Origin of the sequence: Streptomyces sp. DI166, from assembly GCF_900091315.1 — a bacterium.
Taxonomy (GTDB): Bacteria; Actinomycetota; Actinomycetes; order Streptomycetales; family Streptomycetaceae; genus Streptomyces; species Streptomyces fuscus.
Map to the genome: position 1 here is coordinate 66029 of NZ_FLSP01000011.1, position 19870 is coordinate 85898.

A 19870-nucleotide genomic window follows, 5' to 3' on the forward strand; every position below is an offset into this window, starting at 1 on the left:
CTACTGTGAACGCTCACAGAAGCATGGCAGGTTCTCGCAGCAGGCGAGAGCCCCAGGTCAGGGGAGAGATCCATGCCCATCACGACGCGCAGCCGCCTCGTGGCATCCACCATCGCCGTAGCCCTCGGAGCAGGCACCCTCGCCGCGTGCGGCTCGTCCGACGACGACACCGAGGCCTCGTCCGGACCCGTCTCGCTCACGTACTGGACCTGGGCGCCCGGCATGGACAAGGTCGTCGACCTGTGGAACAAGGGGCCGGGCAAGAAGGAGCAGATCAAGGTCACGGTGAAGAAGCAGGCGTCCGGCGACACGCTGGTCACCAAGATCCTCACCGCGCACAAGGCCGGCAAGGCCCCGGACCTGGTACAGGCCGAGTACCAGGCGCTGCCGACCCTGGTCAGCAATGACGCGCTGGCGGACATATCGAAGGAGACCGCCGACGCCAAGAGCAAGTTCGCCGACGGGGTGTGGCAGCAGACCACGCTCGGCACGGACGCGGTTTACGCGGTGCCGCAGGACATCGGGCCGATGATGTTCTACTACCGCGAGGACCTGTTCGAGAAGTACGGCCTCGAAGTCCCCACGACCTGGGACGAGTTCGCCGAGACCGCCAGGAAGCTGAAGAAGAAGTCCCCCGGCACCGACCTCACCACGTTCTCCGCGAACGACTCCGGACTCTTCGCGGGCCTCGCCCAGCAGGCCGGCGCCCAGTGGTGGACCACCGAGGGCGACCAGTGGAAGGTCGCCATCAACGACGCCGCCACGCAGAAGGTCGCCAAGTTCTGGGGCGGTCTGGTCAAGGAGGGCGTCGTCGACAACCAGCCGATGTACACCCCGGCCTGGAACAAGGCGCTCAACACCGGCAAGCAGATCGCCTGGGTCTCCGCCGTCTGGGCGCCCGGCACGCTGAACACGGCCGCGCCCGGCACCAAGGGCAAGTGGGCCATGGCGCCGCTGCCGCAGTGGTCCGAGGGCGAGAACGTCACCGGCAGCTGGGGCGGTTCCTCCACCGCCGTCACCACGGACTCCGACCACCCGGCCGCCGCCGCGAAGTTCGCCGCCTGGCTGAACACCGACGGCACGGCCCTGCAGGCACTGGCCAAGGAGAGCGGCATCTACCCCGCCGCCACCAACGCCCAGACCTCCGGCGCCTTCACCAACCCGCCGGAGTACTTCGCCAACCAGGCCGACTTCTACACCAAGGCCGCCGAGATCGCGAAGAGCACCGCTCCCTCCGCCTGGGGCCCGAACGTGAACGTCGCCTACACGACCTTCAAGGACGCCTTCGGCAAGGCCGCCAAGAACAAGTCGGACTTCGTCGCCGCCCTCAACACCATGCAGGACGACACCGTGGCCGACATGAAGAAGCAGGGCTTCGAGGTCGCTCAGTGACCACCGCACGCCGGAGGCCGTACGGGGTCAAGGGGGCCCCGTACGCCCACCCGTCTCCCACCACCACCCTCAGACGAGCGCGCAGCGCGCCCTACTTTTTCCTCCTCCCCGCCACCGTCCTCTTCCTGCTCTTCTTCGCGCTCCCCATCGGCTACGCCGTCTACCTCAGCTTCCGCAAGGTGCGGGTCTCCGGGCTGGGCCTCGGCTCCGGTGCCCGGAAGGAGGTGTGGGCCGGCCTGCAGAACTACACCGACGCCCTCGGCGACAGCGAACTGGTCGACGGCGCCCTGCGCGTGCTGGGCTACGGCTGCATCGTGGTGCCGGTGATGCTGGGCCTGGCCCTGCTCTTCGCGCTGATGCTGGACTCCGAGCGGGTGCGCCTGGCCCCCTTCACCCGCCTGGCGATCTTCCTGCCGTACGCCATCCCCGGCGTGGTCGCGGCGCTGCTGTGGGGCTTCCTCTACCTGCCGGACGTCAGCCCCTTCTACTTCGTACTGGACAGGCTGGGCCTGCCGCAGCCGGATCTGCTGGACGGCGGTCCGCTGTACCTCGCCCTGTCGAACATCGCGGTCTGGGGCGGCACCGGCTTCAACATGATCGTCATCTACACCTCGCTGCAGTCCATCCCGGCCGAGGTGTACGAGGCGGCGAAGCTCGACGGAGCCACGCCCACGCAGATCGCGCTGCGGATCAAGATCCCGATGGTGGCGCCCTCGCTGGTGCTGACCTTCTTCTTCTCGATCATCGCCACGCTCCAGGTGTTCAACGAACCCACCACCCTCAGACCGCTCACCAACTCCGTGTCCAGCACCTGGAGTCCGCTGATGAAGGTGTACCAGGACGCCTTCGGCAACGGTGACATCCACGCGGCCGCCGCCCAGGCCGTGATCATCGCCCTCGCCACCCTGGTCCTCTCCTTCGCCTTCCTGCGGGCCGCGAACCGTCGTCAGAAGCAGGAGGCAGCACGATGAGTTCTCTTGCCGTCCGCAAGGCCCGGCCCGCGGCCGGGACCACGCCCGGCACCGCCCAGGGCCCGCCGCAGCGCCGCCGGATCGCCCTGGTGCCCACCGTCACCCTGGTGATCGGCGCGCTGTACTGCATGCTGCCGGTCGCCTGGGTGGTGATCGCGGCCACCAAGTCCGGCAGCGAACTGTTCTCCACGTTCACCTTCCTGCCGGGCTCCGGCTTCACCGAGAACATCAGCGACCTGAACGCCTACCGCGACGGCGTCTACTGGAAGTGGATGGGCAACTCCGCCCTCTACGCCGGCCTCGGCGCGCTGCTCTCCACGGTGGTCTCCGCGTTCAGCGGCTACGCCCTCGCCATCTACCGCTTCCGCGGCCGGGAGACCATCTTCAACGTGCTGCTGGCGGGCGTGCTCATGCCCCCGGTGATCCTCGCCGTGCCGCAGTACCTGTTGCTGGCCGAGGCCAACCTGACCGACTCCTACCTGTCGGTGCTGCTCCCGCTGATCCTCTCCCCCTACGGGGTGTACCTGGCGCGGATCTACGCGGCCGCCGCCGTGCCCTCCGACGTGGTGGAGGCCGGGCGGATGGACGGGGCGAGCGAGTGGCGGATCTTCACCCGGGTCGCGCTGCCGATGATGGTGCCGGGCCTGGTGACGGTGTTCCTCTTCCAGTTCGTGGCCGTGTGGAACAACTTCCTGCTGCCGTACATCATGCTCAGCGACGACGAGAAGTTCCCGATCACGCTCGGTCTGTACACGCTCCTGGAGCAGGGCGCGAACACGCCCGCGCTGTACACCCTGGTGATCACCGGTGCGCTGCTCGCGGTCGTTCCGCTCATCGCGCTCTTCCTGGTCATCCAGCGGTTCTGGAGCCTTGATCTGCTGTCCGGGGCCGTAAAGTCATGACCATGAGCAACACCGGGGGACGACGCAAGCCGCCGACGATCCACGACGTGGCCCGTGAGGCAGGGGTCTCACGGGGCACCGTCTCACGCGTACTCAACGGCGGGCACTACGTCAGCCCCGCGGCGGCGGAGGCGGTCAACGCCGCGATCCGCAAGACGGGTTACGTCGTGAACCGGCACGCCCGTTCGCTGATCACCGGCCGCTCCGACTCGGTCGGCTTCCTGCTGACCGAGCCCCAGGAGCGGTTCTTCGAGGACCCCAACTTCAATGTCCTGCTGCGTGGTTGCACCCAGGCGCTGGCCGCGCACGACATCCCGCTGCTGCTGATGCTGGCAGGTACCGAGGACGAACGGCGCCGTATCACCCGCTACATCACCGCCGGGCACGTGGACGGGGTGCTGCTGGTCTCCAGTCACTCGGGCGACCCCGTCGCCCAGGAGCTGCGGGAGGCGGGGGTGCCGCTGGTGGCCTGCGGCAAGCCGATCGGGCTCGGTTCCAAGGTCAGCTATGTGGCCGCGGACGACCGGGACGGCGCCCGGGACATGGTGCGCCATCTGCTCTCCCTCGGCAGGCGCCGGATCGGCGTGGTGACCGGTCCGCTGGACACCCCGGGTGGTGTGGAGCGGCTCGCCGGGTACAAGGAGGTGCTCACCGAGGCGGGCATCGGGATCGACGACAGGCTCGTCGTGTCCGGCGACTACAGCCGGGCCAGCGGTGAGGCGGGCGCCGACCGGCTGCTGGCGCAGGCACCGGACATGGACGCGGTGTTCGTCGCCTCCGACCTGATGGCGCAGGGCGTGCTGACGGCACTGGAGAAGGCCGGGCGCCGGGTGCCGCAGGACGTGGCGGTGGGCGGTTTCGACGACTCCCCCGCCGCGGTCGCCTCCCGGCCCGAGCTGACCACCATCCGCCAGCCCTGGGACCGGATCAGCTCCGAGATGGTCCGGGTGCTGCTGGCCCAGATCGGGGGCGAGGACCCGGCCGCGGTGATCCTGCCGACCGAGTTGGTCCGGCGCGAGTCCACCTGACGCGGCGGCTGTCTGCTGTCCGGGACGGGGCCTGATTCGGGGGGCCGACTGCCTACCGGGACGGGCGAGGCCACGATCGCCTTCGGGTCCGCCCGACGCGGGCAGCCCACTCCCGTCCGACAGACGCCGAGCACGGCCGCCCGCGAGTCCACCCGACACAGACGGCCGACTCCCGACCGAAACGGGCGAGGGCCACGATCGCCTTCGGGGTCAGCCCGATGCGGGCAGCCCACTCCCGTCCGACAGACGCCGGGCACAATCGCCCGCGAATCCACCCGACGCGGGCGGGGGTCTGCCGACCGAAACGGGCGAGGGGCACGGTCGCCTTCGGGGTCCGCCCCGTGGCGGCCCCCTCCGGAGCAAGCGGTCAGTTTTCGAGAAGCCGGAGGGGAGCCCCGCCCCTAGCGTGGGAGTCACCGACGACAGGCGTCGGAGCAGATCCCCAGGAGTACGTCATGACCGCAGGTGTGCAGACGATCATGTACCCCGTGAAGGACCTCGACGGGGCGAAGGCCGTGTTCGGCGCCCTGCTCGGGGTGGAGCCGTACGCGGACGAGCCGTACTACGTCGGCTACAAGGCCGCCGGCCAGGACGTGGGCCTCGACCCGAACGGGCACGCCAAGGGCATGACGGGCCCGGTCCCCTACTGGCACGTCGACGACATCGCCGCGACCCTCGCCGCGCTCGTCACGGCCGGTGCGGAGACGCTGCAGGACGTGCAGGACGTGGGCGGCGGCCGCAAGATCGCCTTCCTCAAGGACACGGACGGCAACATGATCGGGCTGCTCCAGGACCCGGCCGAGTAGTCGGCCCAGGTCTCACTTGCACATACACTAGTTGCACCGTAAACAAATATGCGTCGCGGTGCTACGGTGCAGGTATGGCAGCGAAAACGGCCGGTGCGGGGCTTGAGGAGCGGTGGCGGGACATACTGTCGGTGCACGCGCGCACGATGTGCGAGATCGACCGCGTGCTGCATCCGCACGGACTGGGGGCGAGCGACTTCGAGGTGCTCGACATCCTCGCCACCGCCCCGCCCGAGGAGCGCCGGCACTGCCGGGTGCAGAACCTCGTGGGCCGGGTGCACCTGAGCCAGAGCGCCCTGTCCCGGCTGATCGGCCGCCTGGAGAAGGAGGGCCTGGTCGAACGCTCCGCCTGTCTGGAGGACCGGCGCGGCGTGTGGGTCTCCCTCACCGAGAAGGGACGTCAGCGGCACGCCGAGGTGCTGCCGCTCCAGCGTGAGGCGCTCGCCCGCTCGCTCGGCGACTGACCCGGAGGCCGCCGGGCTGTTCGGGACACCGGCGGGCGGGGCATCATGACTCCCAAAAAGCCCTGTGAGGGGACGGGGAGAGACCGCCTTGCCCGTGGATGACGACGGTAACGCCGAGCTCATCACGTACACGACGCGCTCAGTGGAGGAGAGCCACGACGCGATAGCGGCTCACTACTACGATCTGCGCCTCCAAGTCACGGGCGCCGCCGCCCGGTTCCGCACCAGTCTGCGCGTTGTCGACCTCGGTCCGCTGGTCGTCGGCGACGTCAGTTTCGGCACCGGGATGCGGATGGCGTTCGGCGAACCGGGCGTGTACCACGTGGCGGTGCCGTTACGGGGGGCCTTCGGTGTCCAACAGGGCGGCGACGACCTGGTGTTCGCCACCGCCCGGCGGGCCGTCTTCTTCGATCCGGGGTACGGCATCGTGGTCGACCACTGGTCGCCGGACTGCCACTCGCTGACCGTCAAGTTCGACAAGGACGCCGTGCTCAAGGGACTTGAGTCCCTGCTGGGCAGAGGGGTGCGGCGTCCGCCGCGCTTCGAACCCTTCATCGACGTCACCCGGGGTCCCGGCCGCAGCTGGGCCCAGCTGGTGCGCTGGTTCCTGCGGGACACCGAGATCTCGGCCGGGCTGCTGAGCCGGCCCCTGATCCGGGGCCGCATCGAACAGACCCTGGTCGAAGGGCTGTTGCTGGCCGCGGACCACTCCTACCGGGCCGAACTGGCGGGCCCGCCCCCGCCGATGCGGCCCGCCGCGGTGAAACGGGTCATGGACGCCGTACAGGAACTGCCCGCCGAGCCCTACGACGCGGCGCGGCTCGCGGCGATCGCTCAGGTCAGTGTGCGCACGTTGCAGGAGGCGTTCCGCAAGCACGTCGGGGTGCCGCCGATGGCGTACGTCAGCGAGGTGCGGCTGGAACGGGTGCACGGGCAGCTGAGGGCGTCCGCGCCGGGGTCGACGACCGTGGCGGACGTGGCCTATCAGTGGGGTTTCGCCCATCTCGGCCGGTTCGCGCGGCGCTACCGGGAGCGGTTCGGGGAGTCGCCGTCGCAGACCCTGCGCGCGGCGCGCTGAACGGCGGGTCAGTTTCCGCCGCGTTTTGCGGACAGGCCCCGCGCAAGAGGGAGCGACGCGGCCCGGGGACGGTCCTATCGTCGGGGGCACGGCGATGGTGCCGGCGCGGACCGAGCGGAGTCGGTGCCATTCGGTCCTGCGCGAAGCATCGCCGGGAGGGCCCGGCCGCTCCCCCTCCGACGCCTTGGTGGCCGGGCCCGGCCCGTCACCTCTCTCACCGGGCCAGCAGCGTGCGCACTCCCTCGGACGTGAGGGTGAGCGGGTGCGGGGAGCCCGCGTCGATGGTCAGGGACAGCTCGTCGGCGGGCCACTGCGCGGCCAGCGCACCCAGCGGCACCAGGCGGTAGCGGCCGATGAAGGGCAGCAGCGCGGCCATCGCGGGCTCCGAGGTGAACACGGGCACCATGGCCTCACCGCCCGGCTGCTCCAGCACGGGCAGGGCGACGGTGCCCGGGTCGGTGGCGTCCTCCTCGCTCGCGTCGTCGGGCACGGGCACCAGCACCTCACTGCCGGCGAGCATGTTCAGCGCCGCGATGTCCTCGTGGTTGTCGACGAGCGCGTCCAGCGCCTGTCGGGCCGGTGTGTCGGTACGGCGGTTCTCGGGTGTCTCCATCACAGATCCCCTGGTAGCGGCGGCGGTCCTGAGCCGCGTACCCGATCCGGAGCCCGGCATTCATGGCGGAGGATCCGGCTCCGGAATTTTCGTGATGTACCGCAACCATCGGGGCGAGTCGACTGTCTCCCCTGTTATCAGAACCACGTACCCGTTCGGGGGACGCAATGCGAAGAATCAGAACCACCGGAGTGGCCCTCGCCGCTGCCGCCGCCCTGGCCCTCCCCGCCCTGCCCGCCGCCACCGCCTCGGCCGCCCCCGCGGCGGCGGCCACCGCGTGCCCGATCGGCTGGGGCAGCCTGCCCAAGGTCAGCTCCACCGCCACCACGACCCCGGTCGAGAACATCAGGACCGGCCGTCACGCCTGCTACGACCGCATGGTCGTCGATCTGCCGGGGGCCGGGAAGTCCGGGCTCGGCTACTCGGTCCGCTACGTCAGCCAGCTGTACCAGGACGGCTCCGGCCGTCCGATCCCGGTCGCCGGCGGTGCCGTCCTGGAGGTCCGGGTCGCGGCGCCCGCCTACGACCACGAGACCGGCGCCCCGACCTACCCGGGCCGGGTCAACAGGCCCCTGCCGGGGGTCGACCTCACCGGTTACCGCACCTTCCGGGACGCCCGGTACGGCGGCAGCTTCGAAGGGGAGACGCTCGTCGGGCTCGGGGTCCGCGCGCGCCTGCCGTTCCGGGTGCTGGTGCTCACCGACCGGATCGTCGTGGACGTCGCCCACAACTGGACCGGCGCCCGCTGAGCGGGCGGCCCCTCAGCCGGGGCCGGAACCGCTCTCGACCAGCTCGGCCAGTCTGGCCAGCGCCATACGCGTGCCCGTCTCGTTGTCCGCGGCGGGCACCGCGTCCGGCAGTCCCTCGTGCACCATCACTACATCCGTGCCACCACCCTCGGCGTCCGTGAGGGTGGTGGTCATCGTCATGGTGCCGCGCATCGCGGGGTCCGGGCTCTCGAACTCCAGCTCCTCCACCACCCGTTCGCCGGGCACCAGCTCGGTGAAGTGCCCGTGGTAGGTGTCGGTGTTCGACTCGGTCTTGCCGGTGCCGGTCGGCAGGTCGTAGGTGAGCGACACCCGGAAGGCGCCGCCCACCCGGGGCTCGAAGCGGTGCACCCGTGCCGTCATCCCGTCCGGCACCCGCCAGCGCCGTACCGCGTCGGCGTCCAGCAGCGCGCGGTACACGGCCGCGCGCTCGGCGTTCACATGCCCGGTCACCCGCGTGGTGTGCATGGCCCGAACATAACGCGCTCAGTCCCGGGGCACCTCCAGGACCGCCTTCCCGGACACCTGGCGCCCCCGCAGTGCCCCGGCCGCCTCACCGAACCGCTCCCACGGCCCCTGCCAGCCGATCCCGACGCTCAGCGCGCCCTCCGCGGCGAGCAGGGTCAGCTCCGCGAGGTCCTCCCCCGCGGGCCACCCGTTGACGAACGAGGTCAGCGACTTCGCCGGGCCCACGGTCGCGTACGGCGGGAACACCGCGGGTTCCCCGGAGGTCCAGCCGACGCTCGGCAGGCTGCCGCCGGGGGCGAGCGGATGTCATACGGCGACGAGCTGCGAGCCACCCACGCTGTCGACGGCGATGTCGACGGGCTCCTCGATGCCGTCGACACCGACCAGCACCTCGTGCGCACCGGCCTCCGCGAGTCCGGCCCCGCGGGCCTTTGAGCCGACCGAGGCGATGACGTACGCGCCCGCCCGCGCCGCCGGCTGCACCGCGAACCGGCCGGCCCCGCCCGAGGCACCGGTGATCAGCACCCGCTTGCCGGGCCCGAGCCCGGCGGCCCGCAGGGAGCGCAGCGCCGCGATCCCGGCCACGGGCAGCGCCACCGCCCGCGCGAGGTCCAGGGCGTCCGGCACCTCGGCGAGCGCGGCCACATCGATGGCGACGCGCTCGGCGAACGCCCCCGGCGTCATCGCCACCACCCGAGCGCCCACCTTGGGCCCGGTCCCGTCGGCGGCCGCCCCGACCACTACCCCGGCCGCGTCCGACCCGAGCACCGCGCCCTCGGGGACCCGGCCGGAGCGGGCGTCGTTGAGGTCGCCGTAGTTGAGCGAGAGGTGCGAGATGTCCACCAGGACCTGACCGGGGCCGGGCACGGGGTCGCCGACCTCGGCGAGCCGGACGGCGAGCTCTGCGGACGGGGCAACGACCAGAGCGCGCACGGGCAGGGCAACTCCCCCAATTCCATGACAGGTTGCACCCCATCATGATCGAAACCGTCGCCGCGTGACGGGCAGTCGATCAAACACCGGTCCGACTACTCGGTCCAGTCCATGGGCAGTGCCTCCAGGATGCGGCGCGTCACCACGTCGTCGTCCGCGGCCGCGTCGACGGTCACCAAAGGCCAGCGCGCCCGGAAACTCTCCGTGAGACGGGCCAGGGCCGCCGTCTGGTACGCAAGCCTGCGGGCGGCCGCGTCGGCGGAGTCGTCCGGCCGGTGGGACCTGCCGACGCTCCTGCGCACCCGCAGGCGGGACTCGGCCACATCGGTGGGCAGTTGGAGCAGCACTCCGAAGACCCGGCCGTCGGGGGCCAGTGCGTCCGCGAGCACCGGAACGTGCCGTTCGTCGCGCGGGGAGCCGTCGAGGACGAGTGGGCCCTCCGACACCTCGTCGCGGACGTCCCGCAGGAAGCGCCCGTACTGGGCGGGGCTGATCGGCGCCCCTTCGGCGACGGTCGTCCGCGCCTCCTCGTCCCCGGCCGCCGCGAGGGCCCGCAGCCAGTCGCCGACGGAGGCCCGGACCCCGCCGACCCTGCGGGCGACCGCCTTGGACTGAGTGCTCTTGCCGGCGGCCGGGACACCCAGGACCGCGATGACAGGTGACAAGTCCGCTCCGTAAGTCCGCATGCACACATCCTTCGTGACGAATCCTCAGCGACGAATGACGCCCGTGCTCGCACCTCGCAGGACCGGCTCACCGTGCTGGTTGACGATGACCAGTTCGAACCCGACGGCGACACCGGAGCGGGCCTCGCCGAGCGAGACCACGGTGACGCGGGCCTCGATCGTGTCCCCGGCCCACACGGGCTTGAGGAACTCCCACTCCATGCGCCGCGCGATGTAGTGCAGTCTGCCGCCCACCTTGGTGGCCAGGGACGCCGTCAACAGGCCGTGCGCCATGACGCGTTCGGTCTGCCCGGCCATGTGGTGACGCCCGGTGTCCCCGACCAGGGCGGCGAACGCCGCGATGTCCGCCTCGGTGATGTGCCGGGTCTCGGTGAAGCGACTACCGACCTTGAGGCTGTCCACCGTGATCGAGTCGTCCTCGGCCTGCGCCATCCTCGCTCCTCGCTCCCTGTTGGGCGACGGTTCGTTCAGCCGGGCAGCGGTCCGGCGTCCGGGCCGCCCTGCCGGACGCCCTGACCGGCCCGCTTGCGCAACTCCTCGGGCGCGTAGAGCAGCCAGTACGCGTTCACGGCGTGCGCTCCGACCCGTTGGCGGCACAACTCGGTGAACTTGACCGGATCCGGCTCCTCCTGGGCGTGCACGAACGCTTCGAGAACGTGCTTGCCCGCGAGCACCTGGGCCATCATGATTCCCTGCGACGCCTCGTGCGCCCGGATCCGGTCCAGGTCGTCGCCGCCCGGCATCCCGCAGGCGAGGACCACCTCGCAATTCTCCCGCTCGATCAGCTGACGGCAGGCCACGGCCAGGTCCCTGATGCCCGGCACGGTCCGCCGTACCGCCTTGAACCGTTCGCCGAATCCCTCCATGCCGGCCAGCCGGTTCTCGGCGATCGATCCCATGTCGACGCGCGCGAACATGGTGTCGACGACCCCGATGCGGTCCATGCGCTCTCCTCCGTCGGAGGATGCGGGGCAGCTCCCGGCGGGTGCCCCGTACGGCGGTTCACCGGGCCGCCGTCAGCCCTTCCTGCCGTCCGTCGTCCAGTCCGTACTGCCCTAAGCCCTGCCGCACGGCCGCACCAACGATGCGGAACCGGAAGTCCGGAAAACCGGATGACCTGATTCATTGGGCGGGCGGAGAGGAATGGGCAACACGCGCACCTTCTCGGCAGAACGGCACGGTGGCGGCACGACCTTATGAAGGAACCCGAGGGTCTGTCATCTCCCCTTCGAGTGAGCACTTCCGGGTGATTGGCCGAACAACACACCTACGCACTGCGGGCAGTTGCACACGACCGGCCGGAAGTGACCTGGTTTGTACGCCCTATTGGAAGCGTCGGAGAGCGGTTTCACGACAGAAATCCGGCTCGGATTCCTTCCCACGAAACCGCTCATCCCCTGTATTTGTCAGAGGTTCCGTACGCCGTAACCTTTCGCGTGCCCCGAAGGAATCCTCCGCCGCATGCCGTCAACCAGGCCGGCAGTACATCGCCGATTTCCGGCGGAGAGGTGACGTCGCGCGTTCTCGGCAGGGAGGGAAATGGCCCCGGGAGCGTCATCGCTGCTGTCCCGGGCGTCCACGGGGCGGGCGGCTCGGAACGACGGAGCCCCGGAGTCACGCCGCCGTCCGGCCCTCCTTGAGGGCGGCGGCGACCTCCACGGCACGGCGGGCCTGGTGGCGGGCCGCTTGGAGCTGCACCTCGCCGGGGGCACCGGTGTCCGACACATGCGAAGTGCCGTAGGGGTTGCCGGACTGGAACTGTATGGGGTCGGTGTAGCCGGGCGGGACGATGATGCCGCCCCAGTGGTAGAAGGTGTTGCCCAGCGCCAGCAGCGTGGACTCCTGGCCGCCGTGGGCGGTGCTGGAGGCGGTGAACGCCGAGTACACCTTGCCCGCGAGCCTGCCCTGGAACCACAGCGGCCCGGTGCTCTCCATGAACACCCTGAGCTGGCTGGCCGGGTTGCCGAACCGGGTGGGCGTGCCGAAGAGCACCGCGTCGGCCCACTCCAGGTCGTCGTGGCCCGCGAGTTCCACGTCGGCGGTGTCCGCGAGGTGCCGCACCCACTCCTGGCGGAGGCTGATCACCTCCTGCGGGGCGGTCTCCGGGACCCTGCGCAGTCGTACCTGAGCACCGGCCTTCTCCGCCCCCTCGACCGCCGCCCGCGCGAGAGCGTGCACAGTGCCCGTCGCGCTGTAGTAGATGACCGAGACATTCACGGATTCCGACATCGGTTCCCTTCCTTCGTCACCTGGCTACTGTTCCGTTCCACCGGGTACGACGACGCGGCTCCGCGGAGTGTGAGGCCGCCCGCCGCCTCACACTCCGGGGCCCTGTCCCGTCGGTTCTGACAGGGGACCGAACGACCGAGGGAGTCTGCGACACCATGACGGACGACGCATCCGGGACCGAGCAGGGTCGGCCCGATCCGGGCCTGGGCGCGGTCATGAGTGAACGGCGGCAGTTGCTCGGCCTCGCCTACCGGCTGCTCGGCTCAGTGACCGAGGCCGAGGACGTCGTACAGGAGACGTACACGCGCTGGTACGCCATGAGTGCCGAGCAGCGGGAGGCGATCGAGTCGCCCGGGGCCTGGCTGACCACGGTCGCCGGCCGGGTCTGTCTGGACCTGCTGCGTTCGGCGCGGGCCCGGCGGGAGCGGTATGTCGGCGAGTGGGTGCCGGAGCCGCTGCCGCCGGGGACGGACTGGGTGAGCGGGCGGTGGGACGGGGGCGGCGCGGTCGACCCGGCGGACCGGGTCACGCTCGACGAGTCGATCAGCATGGCGTTCCTCGTCGTGCTGGAGCTGATGACCCCGGCCGAGCGCGTGGCGTTCGTCCTGCACGACGTCTTCCGCTACTCGTTCGCCGAGGTGTCCTCGATCGTCGGCCGCAGCGAGGCCGCCTGCCGTCAGCTCGCCTCCTCGGCCCGCCGCCGCGTCCGCGCCGCACAGCCCTCCCCGACCCCGGCCGCCGCATACGCGGAGACGGTGCGGGCCTTCAAGCGCGCCTGGGAGGCCAAGGACATCGAGGCCCTGGTCGGCCTGCTGGCCCCCGACGCCACGGCCACCGGCGACGGCGGCGGCGTGGTCCAGGCCGTGCCCCGCCCCGTCGAGGGCGCCGAGGAGATCGCCCGCTTCTTCGCGGGCCGCATGGACGTGATGCCCGACCTGGAGCTCCTGGAGACCACGGTCAACGGCCGGCCGGGGCTGGTCGCACAGGTGGACGGGGTGCCGGTGTCGGTCCTGGCCTTCGCCGTCACCGGCGAACGGATTCAGCGGATCTGGTCGGTACTCAATCCGGCCAAGCTGCGGCTGTGGCGGGAGGGGTGAGCCACACCCCCGTCCGCTGCTGTCACCTGCCGTAACGCCGGTCCCGCACCGCGTAGGAGCGCAGGGCCCGCAGGAGGTCTATCTGGCGGAAGGCGGGCCAGAGCACCTCCACGAAGTGCACTTCGGCGTAGGCGGACTGCCACAGCAGGAAGCCGGACAGGCGCTGCTCGCCGGAGGTGCGGATGATGAAGTCCGTGTCGGCGGCCGCCGGGGAGTACAGGTTGTCCGAGATGTGGTGGAGGTCGAAGTTCTCGGCCAGTTCACGCGGATCGCCACCGGCGGACATGTGCTTGTCGAAGGCGGAGCGCACCGCGTCGATGATCTCGCGGCGACCGCCGTAGCCGACCGCCACGTCGACCTTCAGACCGGTACGGCCGGTGGTGCCCGCCACGGCCGCCTTCAGGGCCCGCGCGGTGTCCCCCGGCAGCAGGTCCAGGGCGCCGATCACATCGATCCGCCAGTCCTCGTCGGCCGCGCAGATGCTGGCCACGGTCTCCTCGATGATCTCCAGCAGCGGGCCGAGTTCGGCGGGCGGCCGGTGCAGGTTGTCGTCGGAGAGCATCCACAGGGTGACGTGCTCGATGTCGGCTGCGTCGCACCAGCGCAGGAAGTCGCCGACCTTCGCACCGCCGACGCGGTAGCCCTCGCGGACGTCGTCGTGCCCGGCGCCGCGGGCCCAGCGGCGGTTGCCGTCCAGCATGATGGCGACGTGCCGTGGCCTCGGCTTGCCCTCCAGCTTGCGCGCCAGTCGCCTGACGTAGAGGGCTTCCAACCCCGCGCGAAGCGCCCTGTAGGCCACGTGCCATGTCCCTTCGTCCCCACCTACCGCTAGTGGGGCCACCGTATCGCCCGGTACCCGGCTCCGGCCATCGGCCCTGCGCCCGGCCACGGTGCCGGTGATGTCCTCGGTGTCACGGGCATTCAGATCGGTGGTGGTGCGGGCCTCTTGCAGGGGCGGTGGCTCCGCGGGCTACGCCGTGGTCAGCTCCCGGATGAGTTCCGTCATGCGCGGGGACGGCGAGACCTTCAGCTCCTGCTGGAGGAGTCTGCGGTACTCCAGGTAGTGCTTGACCGCACAGGCGATGTTGCCCTCGGCCGCGTGCACTTCGATGGCGATCCGGTGGGCGGTCTCGCGGTAGGGGTCGACGACGATGGCGGCGAGCGCCGCCTGATGCGCCGACAGATAACGGTCCAGGGCGAGGAGGAGCTCCTCCGCGGCGGCCCTCCGGTGAATCCCTTCACTCCGCACCGCCAGCAGGGAGAGCAGCCGCTGAGCCCCCGCCGGGACGGCAACCGCACGTCCGCCGCGGACTAATTCAAATGGCCCCAGGATTTCAAGACGTACGGCGTTCATCACAGCTAACACGGTGCTCGGCGTGTTTTTCCACTGCAACCCCTGTAACCCCGTCGGACCAGGCACGCCCGCCGCGTTGGGCGCTTTCACGGCCCGCTTTCCGACACGCCCGGGATAATTTTGCAACACACCGATAACGCATCCTGAACGCCACGAGAACGCATTGGATATGCATCTTCGATAAATGCTCCATATTTCTCTGAATATCCACGGAACACCTGTGTGGGAAAACACCTTCGTAGCCGAAAGGGCCGCGAGGTCCGGGAACGGAGGGTGGGATGGATGTCCGGTCGGTACTGCGCGCGGTTCCCGGTGAGGCCGGGCTGCTGGGTGCGCCGGCGGTCCGTGTCGCCGTACTCGACGGGCCCGTCGACTTCGCGCATCCGTGTTTCGCGGGAGCGGATCTGACACGTCTGCCAACTCTGGTGCCGGATGCCGCCGGTTCCGGGCTGATGTCCTTGCACGACACGCATGTGACGAGCCTTCTGTTCGGGCAGCCCGCGTCCCAGGTGGCCGGCCTCGTACCGAGGTGCCGGGGTTTGATCCTCCCCGTATTCCGGGAGTCCCCGGACGGGGGTGTCTCCCGCGTGCCACAACTCGACCTCGCCCGGGCCGTCGAGCAGGCGGTGGAGGCGGGGGCCCACGTCATCAACATCAGCGGCGGCGAGCGCAGTACGGACGGCAGGGCCGAGGCCATGCTGGAGCGGGCGCTGCGACGGTGCGCGGAAAACGGCGTGCTCGTGGTCGCGGCGGTCGGCAACGACGGCTGCGACTGCCTCCAGGCTCCGGCCGCCACACCGACTGTGCTCGCCGTCGGGGCAACGGACGCCTCCGGTACTCCCCTGGACATCCACAACTGGGGTCCCTCCTACCGGACCAACGCTGTCCTTGCCCCCAGCCGTGACATCAAGGGCGCGGCGCCGGGCGGCGGACTCGCGTCGCTGACGGGCAGCAGCTTCGCCACCCCGGCGGTCACGGGGGTCGCGGCACTGCTCGTCGCGCAGCAGATCGCCGAGGGCCGTGAACCCGACCCGCTCGCCGCAGGCCGGGCCATCCTCGGGGCACTGTCGTCGGCGTGGATCTCCCCCTGAGCTGACCGGTCACCGCCCGGGCATCAGCGCCTTACCCGCACGGTGGTCAGCCGAAATCGGGGATCGGGTGGTCCGGCGCGAGCGCCGCGGCGATGCGCTGGGCGATCACATGGGCCGTGTGCCCGTCCTCGGCGTCCGGACCCCCGGTCGTGGAGACCGCGATGGACAGGCGCTCGGCGGGGAGGTGGGCCATCGAGGCGGAGTAGCCGAAGAACAGAGGGTGTTGGGCGATCCAGTCACCAAGGACGAGCACGCCCATGCCGTAGTGCGTGGCCTTGGTCTGTGCGATGCACACGTTGGCCGGGCACTTGGCGGTCTGCTTGCCGAGGCCGACCGTCCCCGGGTTCAGCAACTCCCGGTAGGAGGCGGGGGAGATCAGCTCGCCCGAGCCGATCGCGGTGGCCGAGCGGGCCAGGTCGCAGATGTCGGTGGTCTGCACGGCGCCCGGCGCGGTGGTCCACGAGGGGTTCCAGAAGGTGGACTCCTCGTAGGTCCCGCGGTCGGAGGTGAAGGCGTGCAGGACGGGCGTCGGAATGTCGGGCGTGAAGCTGTTGCGGGTCTGCCGCAGACCGAGCGGGCCCATGATCTCGCGCTGGAGCAGGACATCCAGCCGGGTCCGGGTGATCTTCTCCAGGGCAGCGCCGAGGAGGACGAAGTTGGCGTGGGAGTAGTTCCAGTTGGTGCCGGGCTCGTACCAGCGTTCCTGGCGGGTGGCGATGGCCACGAGTTCCTGGGCCGTCCACTGGCGGAACGGGTTCGCGGCGACGGCTTCCGGGAACCCCGGGGTGGTGACGTAGTCGCGGATGCCGGTGGTGGATGCGGCCAGCATCCGCAACGTGATCCGGTTACCACCCTTGAGGCCGGGCAGCCAGCGCGCGACGGGATCGTCGAGGTCCACTCTGCCCTGGTCCACGAGGCGCAGCAGGGCCGTTCCCATATAGCTGATCGCGATGTTGCCGTTGCGGAAGTGCATGGCGGGTTCGGCCGGGACGCCGGTCATGGACTCACCGAGCGCGGCGGTGACGACCTCGCGGCCGTCGATGTCGACCCGCAGGATCACGGATTTCAGGCCGAGTTCGGCCTTGGCGCGCTGCGCCACGCGCACCGCTTCGCGCGCCGGACCTTGCGGGGACGGCCGGGAGGCAACACAGGGCCGGCCGGGGTGCCCTTGCTCGCCGTCGAGGGACGTGGCGGAGGTGCCGAGGGGCATCGCCGGGGTACCGAGGGACATCGCCGGGGTGCCGAGCGCGAGGACGGCGGTGAGGGAGGCAAGGGAGGCAACCGCGACCAGGCGCGACCGTGACCCTGATCTACTACGGGCTCGTTTCATGGCCGGAGTATTCGCCCGGGGCGTCCGCACGGCGGACCGGGCGGTGCCGACGCGCGAGAAGATCACCCGTCAGGCCAGGTCCACCGTTTCTTTGACGCCACGTCAGAGCGCTTGTGTCAGCGCGGGATCGGCCGGTCGTACACGTGGTGCGGAGTGATGATCTCGGTGATAGCCCGGGCGACCAGCGAGGAGGGCTCCTGGCCCTGGGAGGTGATGTCCGTGTTCAGCATCAGCACCAGCGTCGCCCGCTTCGAGGGCAGGTAGACGGTCACGGTCTCGTACCCCGGGATGGACCCGTTATGGCCGATCCAGCCACCGCTCTCGAAGATACCGAGTCCGTAGCTGGTGCCGGGGACTCCGGTCGGGAGCATCTTGAGCCGCTCCGCCTGCGTCCGCGGGCTCAGCAGCGTGCCGGTGGCGACGACCCTCGCCCAGCGCCGCAGATCGTGCAGGTTCGAGATCATGGCTCCGGCGGCCCAGGCCCAACTGGGGTTCCAGTCCGTGGCGTCGGCGACCTCTCCGCTGAGCGTCTGGTTGGTGTACCCGCGCGGATGCGGTTCGGGGAACTCGGAGTTGTCCGGGAACACCGTGTGGTGCAGATGGGCCGGGCGCAGGACGCGCTTGTCGATGACCTCGGCGAGCCGCTTGCCGGTGACCTTCTCGATGACGAGGCCGAGCAGGACGAGGTTGCTGTTGCAGTACTCGAACTGCTTGCCCGGTTTGAAGGTGTTCTTGTGCTTGAAGCCGTAGGCGAGCACCTGCCGCGGGGTGAAGGTGCGTTGCGGGTCGCTCAGCAGGTCGTGCACGAAGTCCGGGTCGGACGTGTAAGGGAACAGTCCGCTGCGCATCTCCGCGAGGTGCCTCAGGGTGATCTTCCTGCCGTTCGGCACGCCCTTGACGTACTTGGCGATCGGGTCGTCCAGCCCGATCCTCCCATCGTCGACGAGCTTCAGCAGCGCTGTGACGGTGAAGGTCTTCGTCTCGCTGCCGATGCGTACGAACACATCACGGCGCATCGGCCGCCCGGTCGCGGTGTCGGCGACGCCGGTCGCGCGGACGTAGTGCCCCTTGCCCGGCATCCAGAGCCCGACGACAAGACCGGGGATGTCGGCTTCCCGGCGCACCTCCTCGATGGCCCGGTCGAGCCGGTGGCTCAGTTCGGGACCGAGGGCGTGCCGGGGGTAGTCGGTCGTGTCCGGGCGTTCGGCTGTCACGGACGGCCCCGCGGCTGCGGGCGTCACCGTCACGGGGGTCAGCGCGGCAGTGACGAGCAGGGCTACGGCGGACAGGCGGCGGGAGGGGGTTCGGCGCACGGCGCGGCACCTTCCGGGTCAGTGCGACATCGGTGGGCCGCATCACCCTTCGAGTACCTGGCCCGGGGCCCCTCCCCGCACTCGTTCAGGCGAATCCACCCGTTCGGACCGGGGAAGGTCGCTGAAGCGGCCCTGCGCCGGTCCGAGAGGTTGTCCCGCGCCTCGGGCGGCAGGCGAGACTGTGCGGGCACGACCTAACGTCGGACCATGAACTCGACGGATCCCGCAGCTCACGAAGGCGCCGGTCACTACGGCGAGGCCCTGTTCGACGCCGGGCACCCGCGTGAGGCGGAGCGGATCGACGACGCCGCCGTGATCTACGACCCGGTGACGACGCACCGGCTGCGCGCCCTGGGCGTGGGTCCGGGCACGCACTGCCTGGAGGTGGGGGCGGGTACCGGGACCGTGGCACGGTGGCTGCTGCGGGAGGCGGGTGCGCGTGAGGTGGTGGCACTGGACCGGGACACGAGCGCGCTGGGCGAAGCGCCGGAGCAGGGCCTTCGTGTGGTCACGGCGGACGTGACCGACGAGTCGCTGGACCTGGGCACCTTCGACCTGATCCACGCCCGGTTCGTACTCATGCACCTGCCCGAACGGCGCCGGGTGCTGGCGCGGTTGGCGAGCCGCCTGAACCCCGGCGGCCGAATCCTCCTGGGCGACGCGGTGGAACTGCCGAACCCCCAGGATTCCCACTCCCCCTATCGCCGCACGATGGACGCCATGTGGGAGGCCCTGCGCACGACGATCGGCACGGACATCTCCGCCGTCCCGACATACCCACACCTCCTGCGGAAGGAGGGCCTGGCGGACGTGGGCGCCGAGCTGTACTGCCCTCCCCTGGTCCCGGACGGCCCGCTGGCCCGGTTCTGGTCGCAGACCTGGCGGCGGATGCGCCCGGAGTTGGAGGCGACGGGGAGGGTGGACGGTACGACAGTCGATGAGGCCCTCGCCTACCTCTCCTCCCCCGTCCTCGCCGAACTCGCACCGGGGATGGTGTTGGCGTGGGGGCAAAGGCCCTGAGCTCAACTCCTCGGCGACTGCCTCGATGTCACAGGTGTGGCCCTGCTGAGACGTCCCTGGTTCCAAGGTTCGTCTCAGGAGGGCCACTCGATCAGCCGCGGAGCGAGTTTTCGAGTTCCTCGTCCGAAGCGATACCCCTCAGCCAGGCGACCACGTCATGGAGCTGGTGGGGAGTCAGTCCGTACACGGCCTTCAAGTCGACAGCGACGTTGAACTCCTTCCCGGCTTCCCACAGACCGTCGTCCCGCACTTGGCGGACCGCCGACAGAGCCGGGCACCCCTGTTCCTTCGCCTCGATCAGGAAAGCCTTGCGGTCATTGCTCATTGA

General features: G+C 70.4%; 24 protein-coding genes. 11 read left to right on the top strand and 13 right to left on the bottom strand.

The genetic code is table 11. From position 1 onward, the window contains the following. Nucleotides 1-72 precede the first annotated feature (72 nt). From GA0115233_RS08245 to GA0115233_RS08275, 7 genes are all read left to right on the top strand, one after another. Nucleotides 73-1392 (top strand): ABC transporter substrate-binding protein, encoded by a 1320-nt coding sequence (locus GA0115233_RS08245; protein WP_093719450.1) that lies wholly within the window; start codon nucleotides 73-75, stop codon nucleotides 1390-1392. Continuing rightward, nucleotides 1389-2363 carry a carbohydrate ABC transporter permease gene (locus GA0115233_RS08250; RefSeq protein WP_093719451.1) on the top strand — a complete coding sequence of 325 codons (975 nt, stop codon included), beginning with the start codon at nucleotides 1389-1391 and terminating at the stop codon, nucleotides 2361-2363. Before GA0115233_RS08245 ends, GA0115233_RS08250 begins: the two co-directional genes overlap by 4 nt. Next, a complete protein-coding gene (locus GA0115233_RS08255) occupies nucleotides 2360-3265 on the top strand; it encodes a carbohydrate ABC transporter permease (RefSeq protein ID WP_093719452.1) in 906 nt (301 codons plus the stop codon). The genes GA0115233_RS08250 and GA0115233_RS08255 overlap by 4 nt, the downstream gene beginning before the upstream one ends. Continuing rightward, nucleotides 3262-4293 carry a LacI family DNA-binding transcriptional regulator gene (locus tag GA0115233_RS08260; RefSeq protein ID WP_093719453.1) on the top strand — a complete coding sequence of 344 codons (1032 nt, stop codon included), beginning with the start codon at nucleotides 3262-3264 and terminating at the stop codon, nucleotides 4291-4293. The genes GA0115233_RS08255 and GA0115233_RS08260 overlap by 4 nt, the downstream gene beginning before the upstream one ends. A 455-nt stretch (nucleotides 4294-4748) precedes the next feature. Continuing rightward, nucleotides 4749-5099 (top strand): VOC family protein, encoded by a 351-nt coding sequence (locus tag GA0115233_RS08265; RefSeq protein WP_093719454.1) that lies wholly within the window; start codon nucleotides 4749-4751, stop codon nucleotides 5097-5099. A 74-nt stretch (nucleotides 5100-5173) separates the two neighbouring features. Continuing rightward, nucleotides 5174-5563 (top strand): MarR family winged helix-turn-helix transcriptional regulator, encoded by a 390-nt coding sequence (locus tag GA0115233_RS08270; RefSeq protein ID WP_093719455.1) that lies wholly within the window; start codon nucleotides 5174-5176, stop codon nucleotides 5561-5563. Nucleotides 5564-5657: 94 nt separating this feature from the next. Then, nucleotides 5658-6641, top strand: coding sequence for an AraC family transcriptional regulator (locus tag GA0115233_RS08275; RefSeq protein WP_255310088.1), 984 nt, complete (start codon nucleotides 5658-5660; stop codon nucleotides 6639-6641). Between the two features lie 214 nt (nucleotides 6642-6855). Here GA0115233_RS08275 and GA0115233_RS08280 read toward each other — a convergent pair whose 3' ends face one another. Continuing rightward, a complete protein-coding gene (locus GA0115233_RS08280; protein ID WP_093719457.1) occupies nucleotides 6856-7254 on the bottom strand; it encodes an SseB family protein in 399 nt (132 codons plus the stop codon). A 167-nt stretch (nucleotides 7255-7421) separates the two neighbouring features. On the opposite strand from GA0115233_RS08280, the gene GA0115233_RS08285 reads away from it, so the two are divergent. Further along, nucleotides 7422-8003: an AMIN-like domain-containing (lipo)protein gene (locus GA0115233_RS08285; protein WP_093719458.1), complete on the top strand. Its 582-nt coding sequence runs from the start codon at nucleotides 7422-7424 to the stop codon at nucleotides 8001-8003. 12 nt (nucleotides 8004-8015) lie between these two features. On the opposite strand, the gene GA0115233_RS08290 is transcribed toward GA0115233_RS08285, so the two are convergent. The 7 genes from GA0115233_RS08290 to wrbA all read right to left on the bottom strand — a co-directional run bounded on the left by GA0115233_RS08290 (nucleotide 8016) and on the right by wrbA (nucleotide 12337). Continuing rightward, on the bottom strand, nucleotides 8016-8489 hold the full coding sequence (locus GA0115233_RS08290; protein WP_093719459.1) for an SRPBCC domain-containing protein: 474 nt from the start codon (nucleotides 8487-8489) through the stop codon (nucleotides 8016-8018). 18 nt (nucleotides 8490-8507) lie between these two features. After that, entirely contained in the window at nucleotides 8508-8735 is a 228-nt protein-coding gene (locus tag GA0115233_RS41660) for a hypothetical protein (protein ID WP_255310089.1), read from the bottom strand. A 60-nt stretch (nucleotides 8736-8795) separates the two neighbouring features. After that, the gene (locus tag GA0115233_RS08295) at nucleotides 8796-9422 is read right to left on the bottom strand and encodes an alcohol dehydrogenase catalytic domain-containing protein (protein WP_255310090.1); all 627 of its coding nucleotides are present in this window, start codon (nucleotides 9420-9422) and stop codon (nucleotides 8796-8798) included. A gap of 95 nt (nucleotides 9423-9517) precedes the next feature. Further along, entirely contained in the window at nucleotides 9518-10087 is a 570-nt protein-coding gene (locus GA0115233_RS08300) for a nucleoside monophosphate kinase (RefSeq protein ID WP_176711674.1), read from the bottom strand. Between the two features lie 45 nt (nucleotides 10088-10132). Next, nucleotides 10133-10540, bottom strand: coding sequence for a MaoC/PaaZ C-terminal domain-containing protein (locus GA0115233_RS08305; RefSeq protein ID WP_093719461.1), 408 nt, complete (start codon nucleotides 10538-10540; stop codon nucleotides 10133-10135). A 35-nt stretch (nucleotides 10541-10575) separates the two neighbouring features. Continuing rightward, a complete protein-coding gene (ribC, locus tag GA0115233_RS08310) occupies nucleotides 10576-11052 on the bottom strand; it encodes a riboflavin synthase (protein ID WP_093719462.1) in 477 nt (158 codons plus the stop codon). Nucleotides 11053-11722: 670 nt separating this feature from the next. Beyond that, nucleotides 11723-12337, bottom strand: coding sequence for an NAD(P)H:quinone oxidoreductase (gene wrbA / locus GA0115233_RS08315; RefSeq protein WP_093719463.1), 615 nt, complete (start codon nucleotides 12335-12337; stop codon nucleotides 11723-11725). Between the two features lie 155 nt (nucleotides 12338-12492). Between wrbA and sigJ the strand changes: the two genes are divergently transcribed. Continuing rightward, on the top strand, nucleotides 12493-13434 hold the full coding sequence (sigJ, locus tag GA0115233_RS08320) for an RNA polymerase sigma factor SigJ (protein ID WP_093719464.1): 942 nt from the start codon (nucleotides 12493-12495) through the stop codon (nucleotides 13432-13434). 22 nt (nucleotides 13435-13456) lie between these two features. Here the strand turns inward: sigJ and GA0115233_RS08325 are convergent, their stop codons facing one another. Further along, nucleotides 13457-14233, bottom strand: coding sequence for an isoprenyl transferase (locus GA0115233_RS08325; RefSeq protein WP_093719465.1), 777 nt, complete (start codon nucleotides 14231-14233; stop codon nucleotides 13457-13459). A gap of 171 nt (nucleotides 14234-14404) precedes the next feature. After that, nucleotides 14405-14788: a bacterial transcriptional activator domain-containing protein gene (locus GA0115233_RS08330; RefSeq protein WP_093719466.1), complete on the bottom strand. Its 384-nt coding sequence runs from the start codon at nucleotides 14786-14788 to the stop codon at nucleotides 14405-14407. Between the two features lie 278 nt (nucleotides 14789-15066). Here GA0115233_RS08330 and GA0115233_RS08335 point away from each other — a divergent pair, with 278 nt between their 5' ends. Further along, a complete protein-coding gene (locus GA0115233_RS08335; protein WP_093719467.1) occupies nucleotides 15067-15879 on the top strand; it encodes a S8 family serine peptidase in 813 nt (270 codons plus the stop codon). 46 nt (nucleotides 15880-15925) lie between these two features. Here the strand turns inward: GA0115233_RS08335 and GA0115233_RS08340 are convergent, their stop codons facing one another. Both GA0115233_RS08340 and GA0115233_RS08345 read right to left on the bottom strand, forming a co-directional pair. Beyond that, a complete protein-coding gene (locus GA0115233_RS08340; protein WP_255310091.1) occupies nucleotides 15926-17209 on the bottom strand; it encodes a serine hydrolase domain-containing protein in 1284 nt (427 codons plus the stop codon). Between the two features lie 116 nt (nucleotides 17210-17325). Continuing rightward, entirely contained in the window at nucleotides 17326-18522 is a 1197-nt protein-coding gene (locus GA0115233_RS08345) for a serine hydrolase domain-containing protein (RefSeq protein WP_093719469.1), read from the bottom strand. Between the two features lie 207 nt (nucleotides 18523-18729). On the opposite strand from GA0115233_RS08345, the gene GA0115233_RS08350 reads away from it, so the two are divergent. Continuing rightward, nucleotides 18730-19542, top strand: a complete 813-nt coding sequence (locus GA0115233_RS08350; protein ID WP_093719470.1) for a class I SAM-dependent methyltransferase — start codon at nucleotides 18730-18732, stop codon at nucleotides 19540-19542. A gap of 91 nt (nucleotides 19543-19633) precedes the next feature. Here GA0115233_RS08350 and GA0115233_RS08355 read toward each other — a convergent pair whose 3' ends face one another. Next, nucleotides 19634-19867 carry a hypothetical protein gene (locus tag GA0115233_RS08355; protein WP_093719471.1) on the bottom strand — a complete coding sequence of 78 codons (234 nt, stop codon included), beginning with the start codon at nucleotides 19865-19867 and terminating at the stop codon, nucleotides 19634-19636. Nucleotides 19868-19870 lie beyond the last annotated feature (3 nt).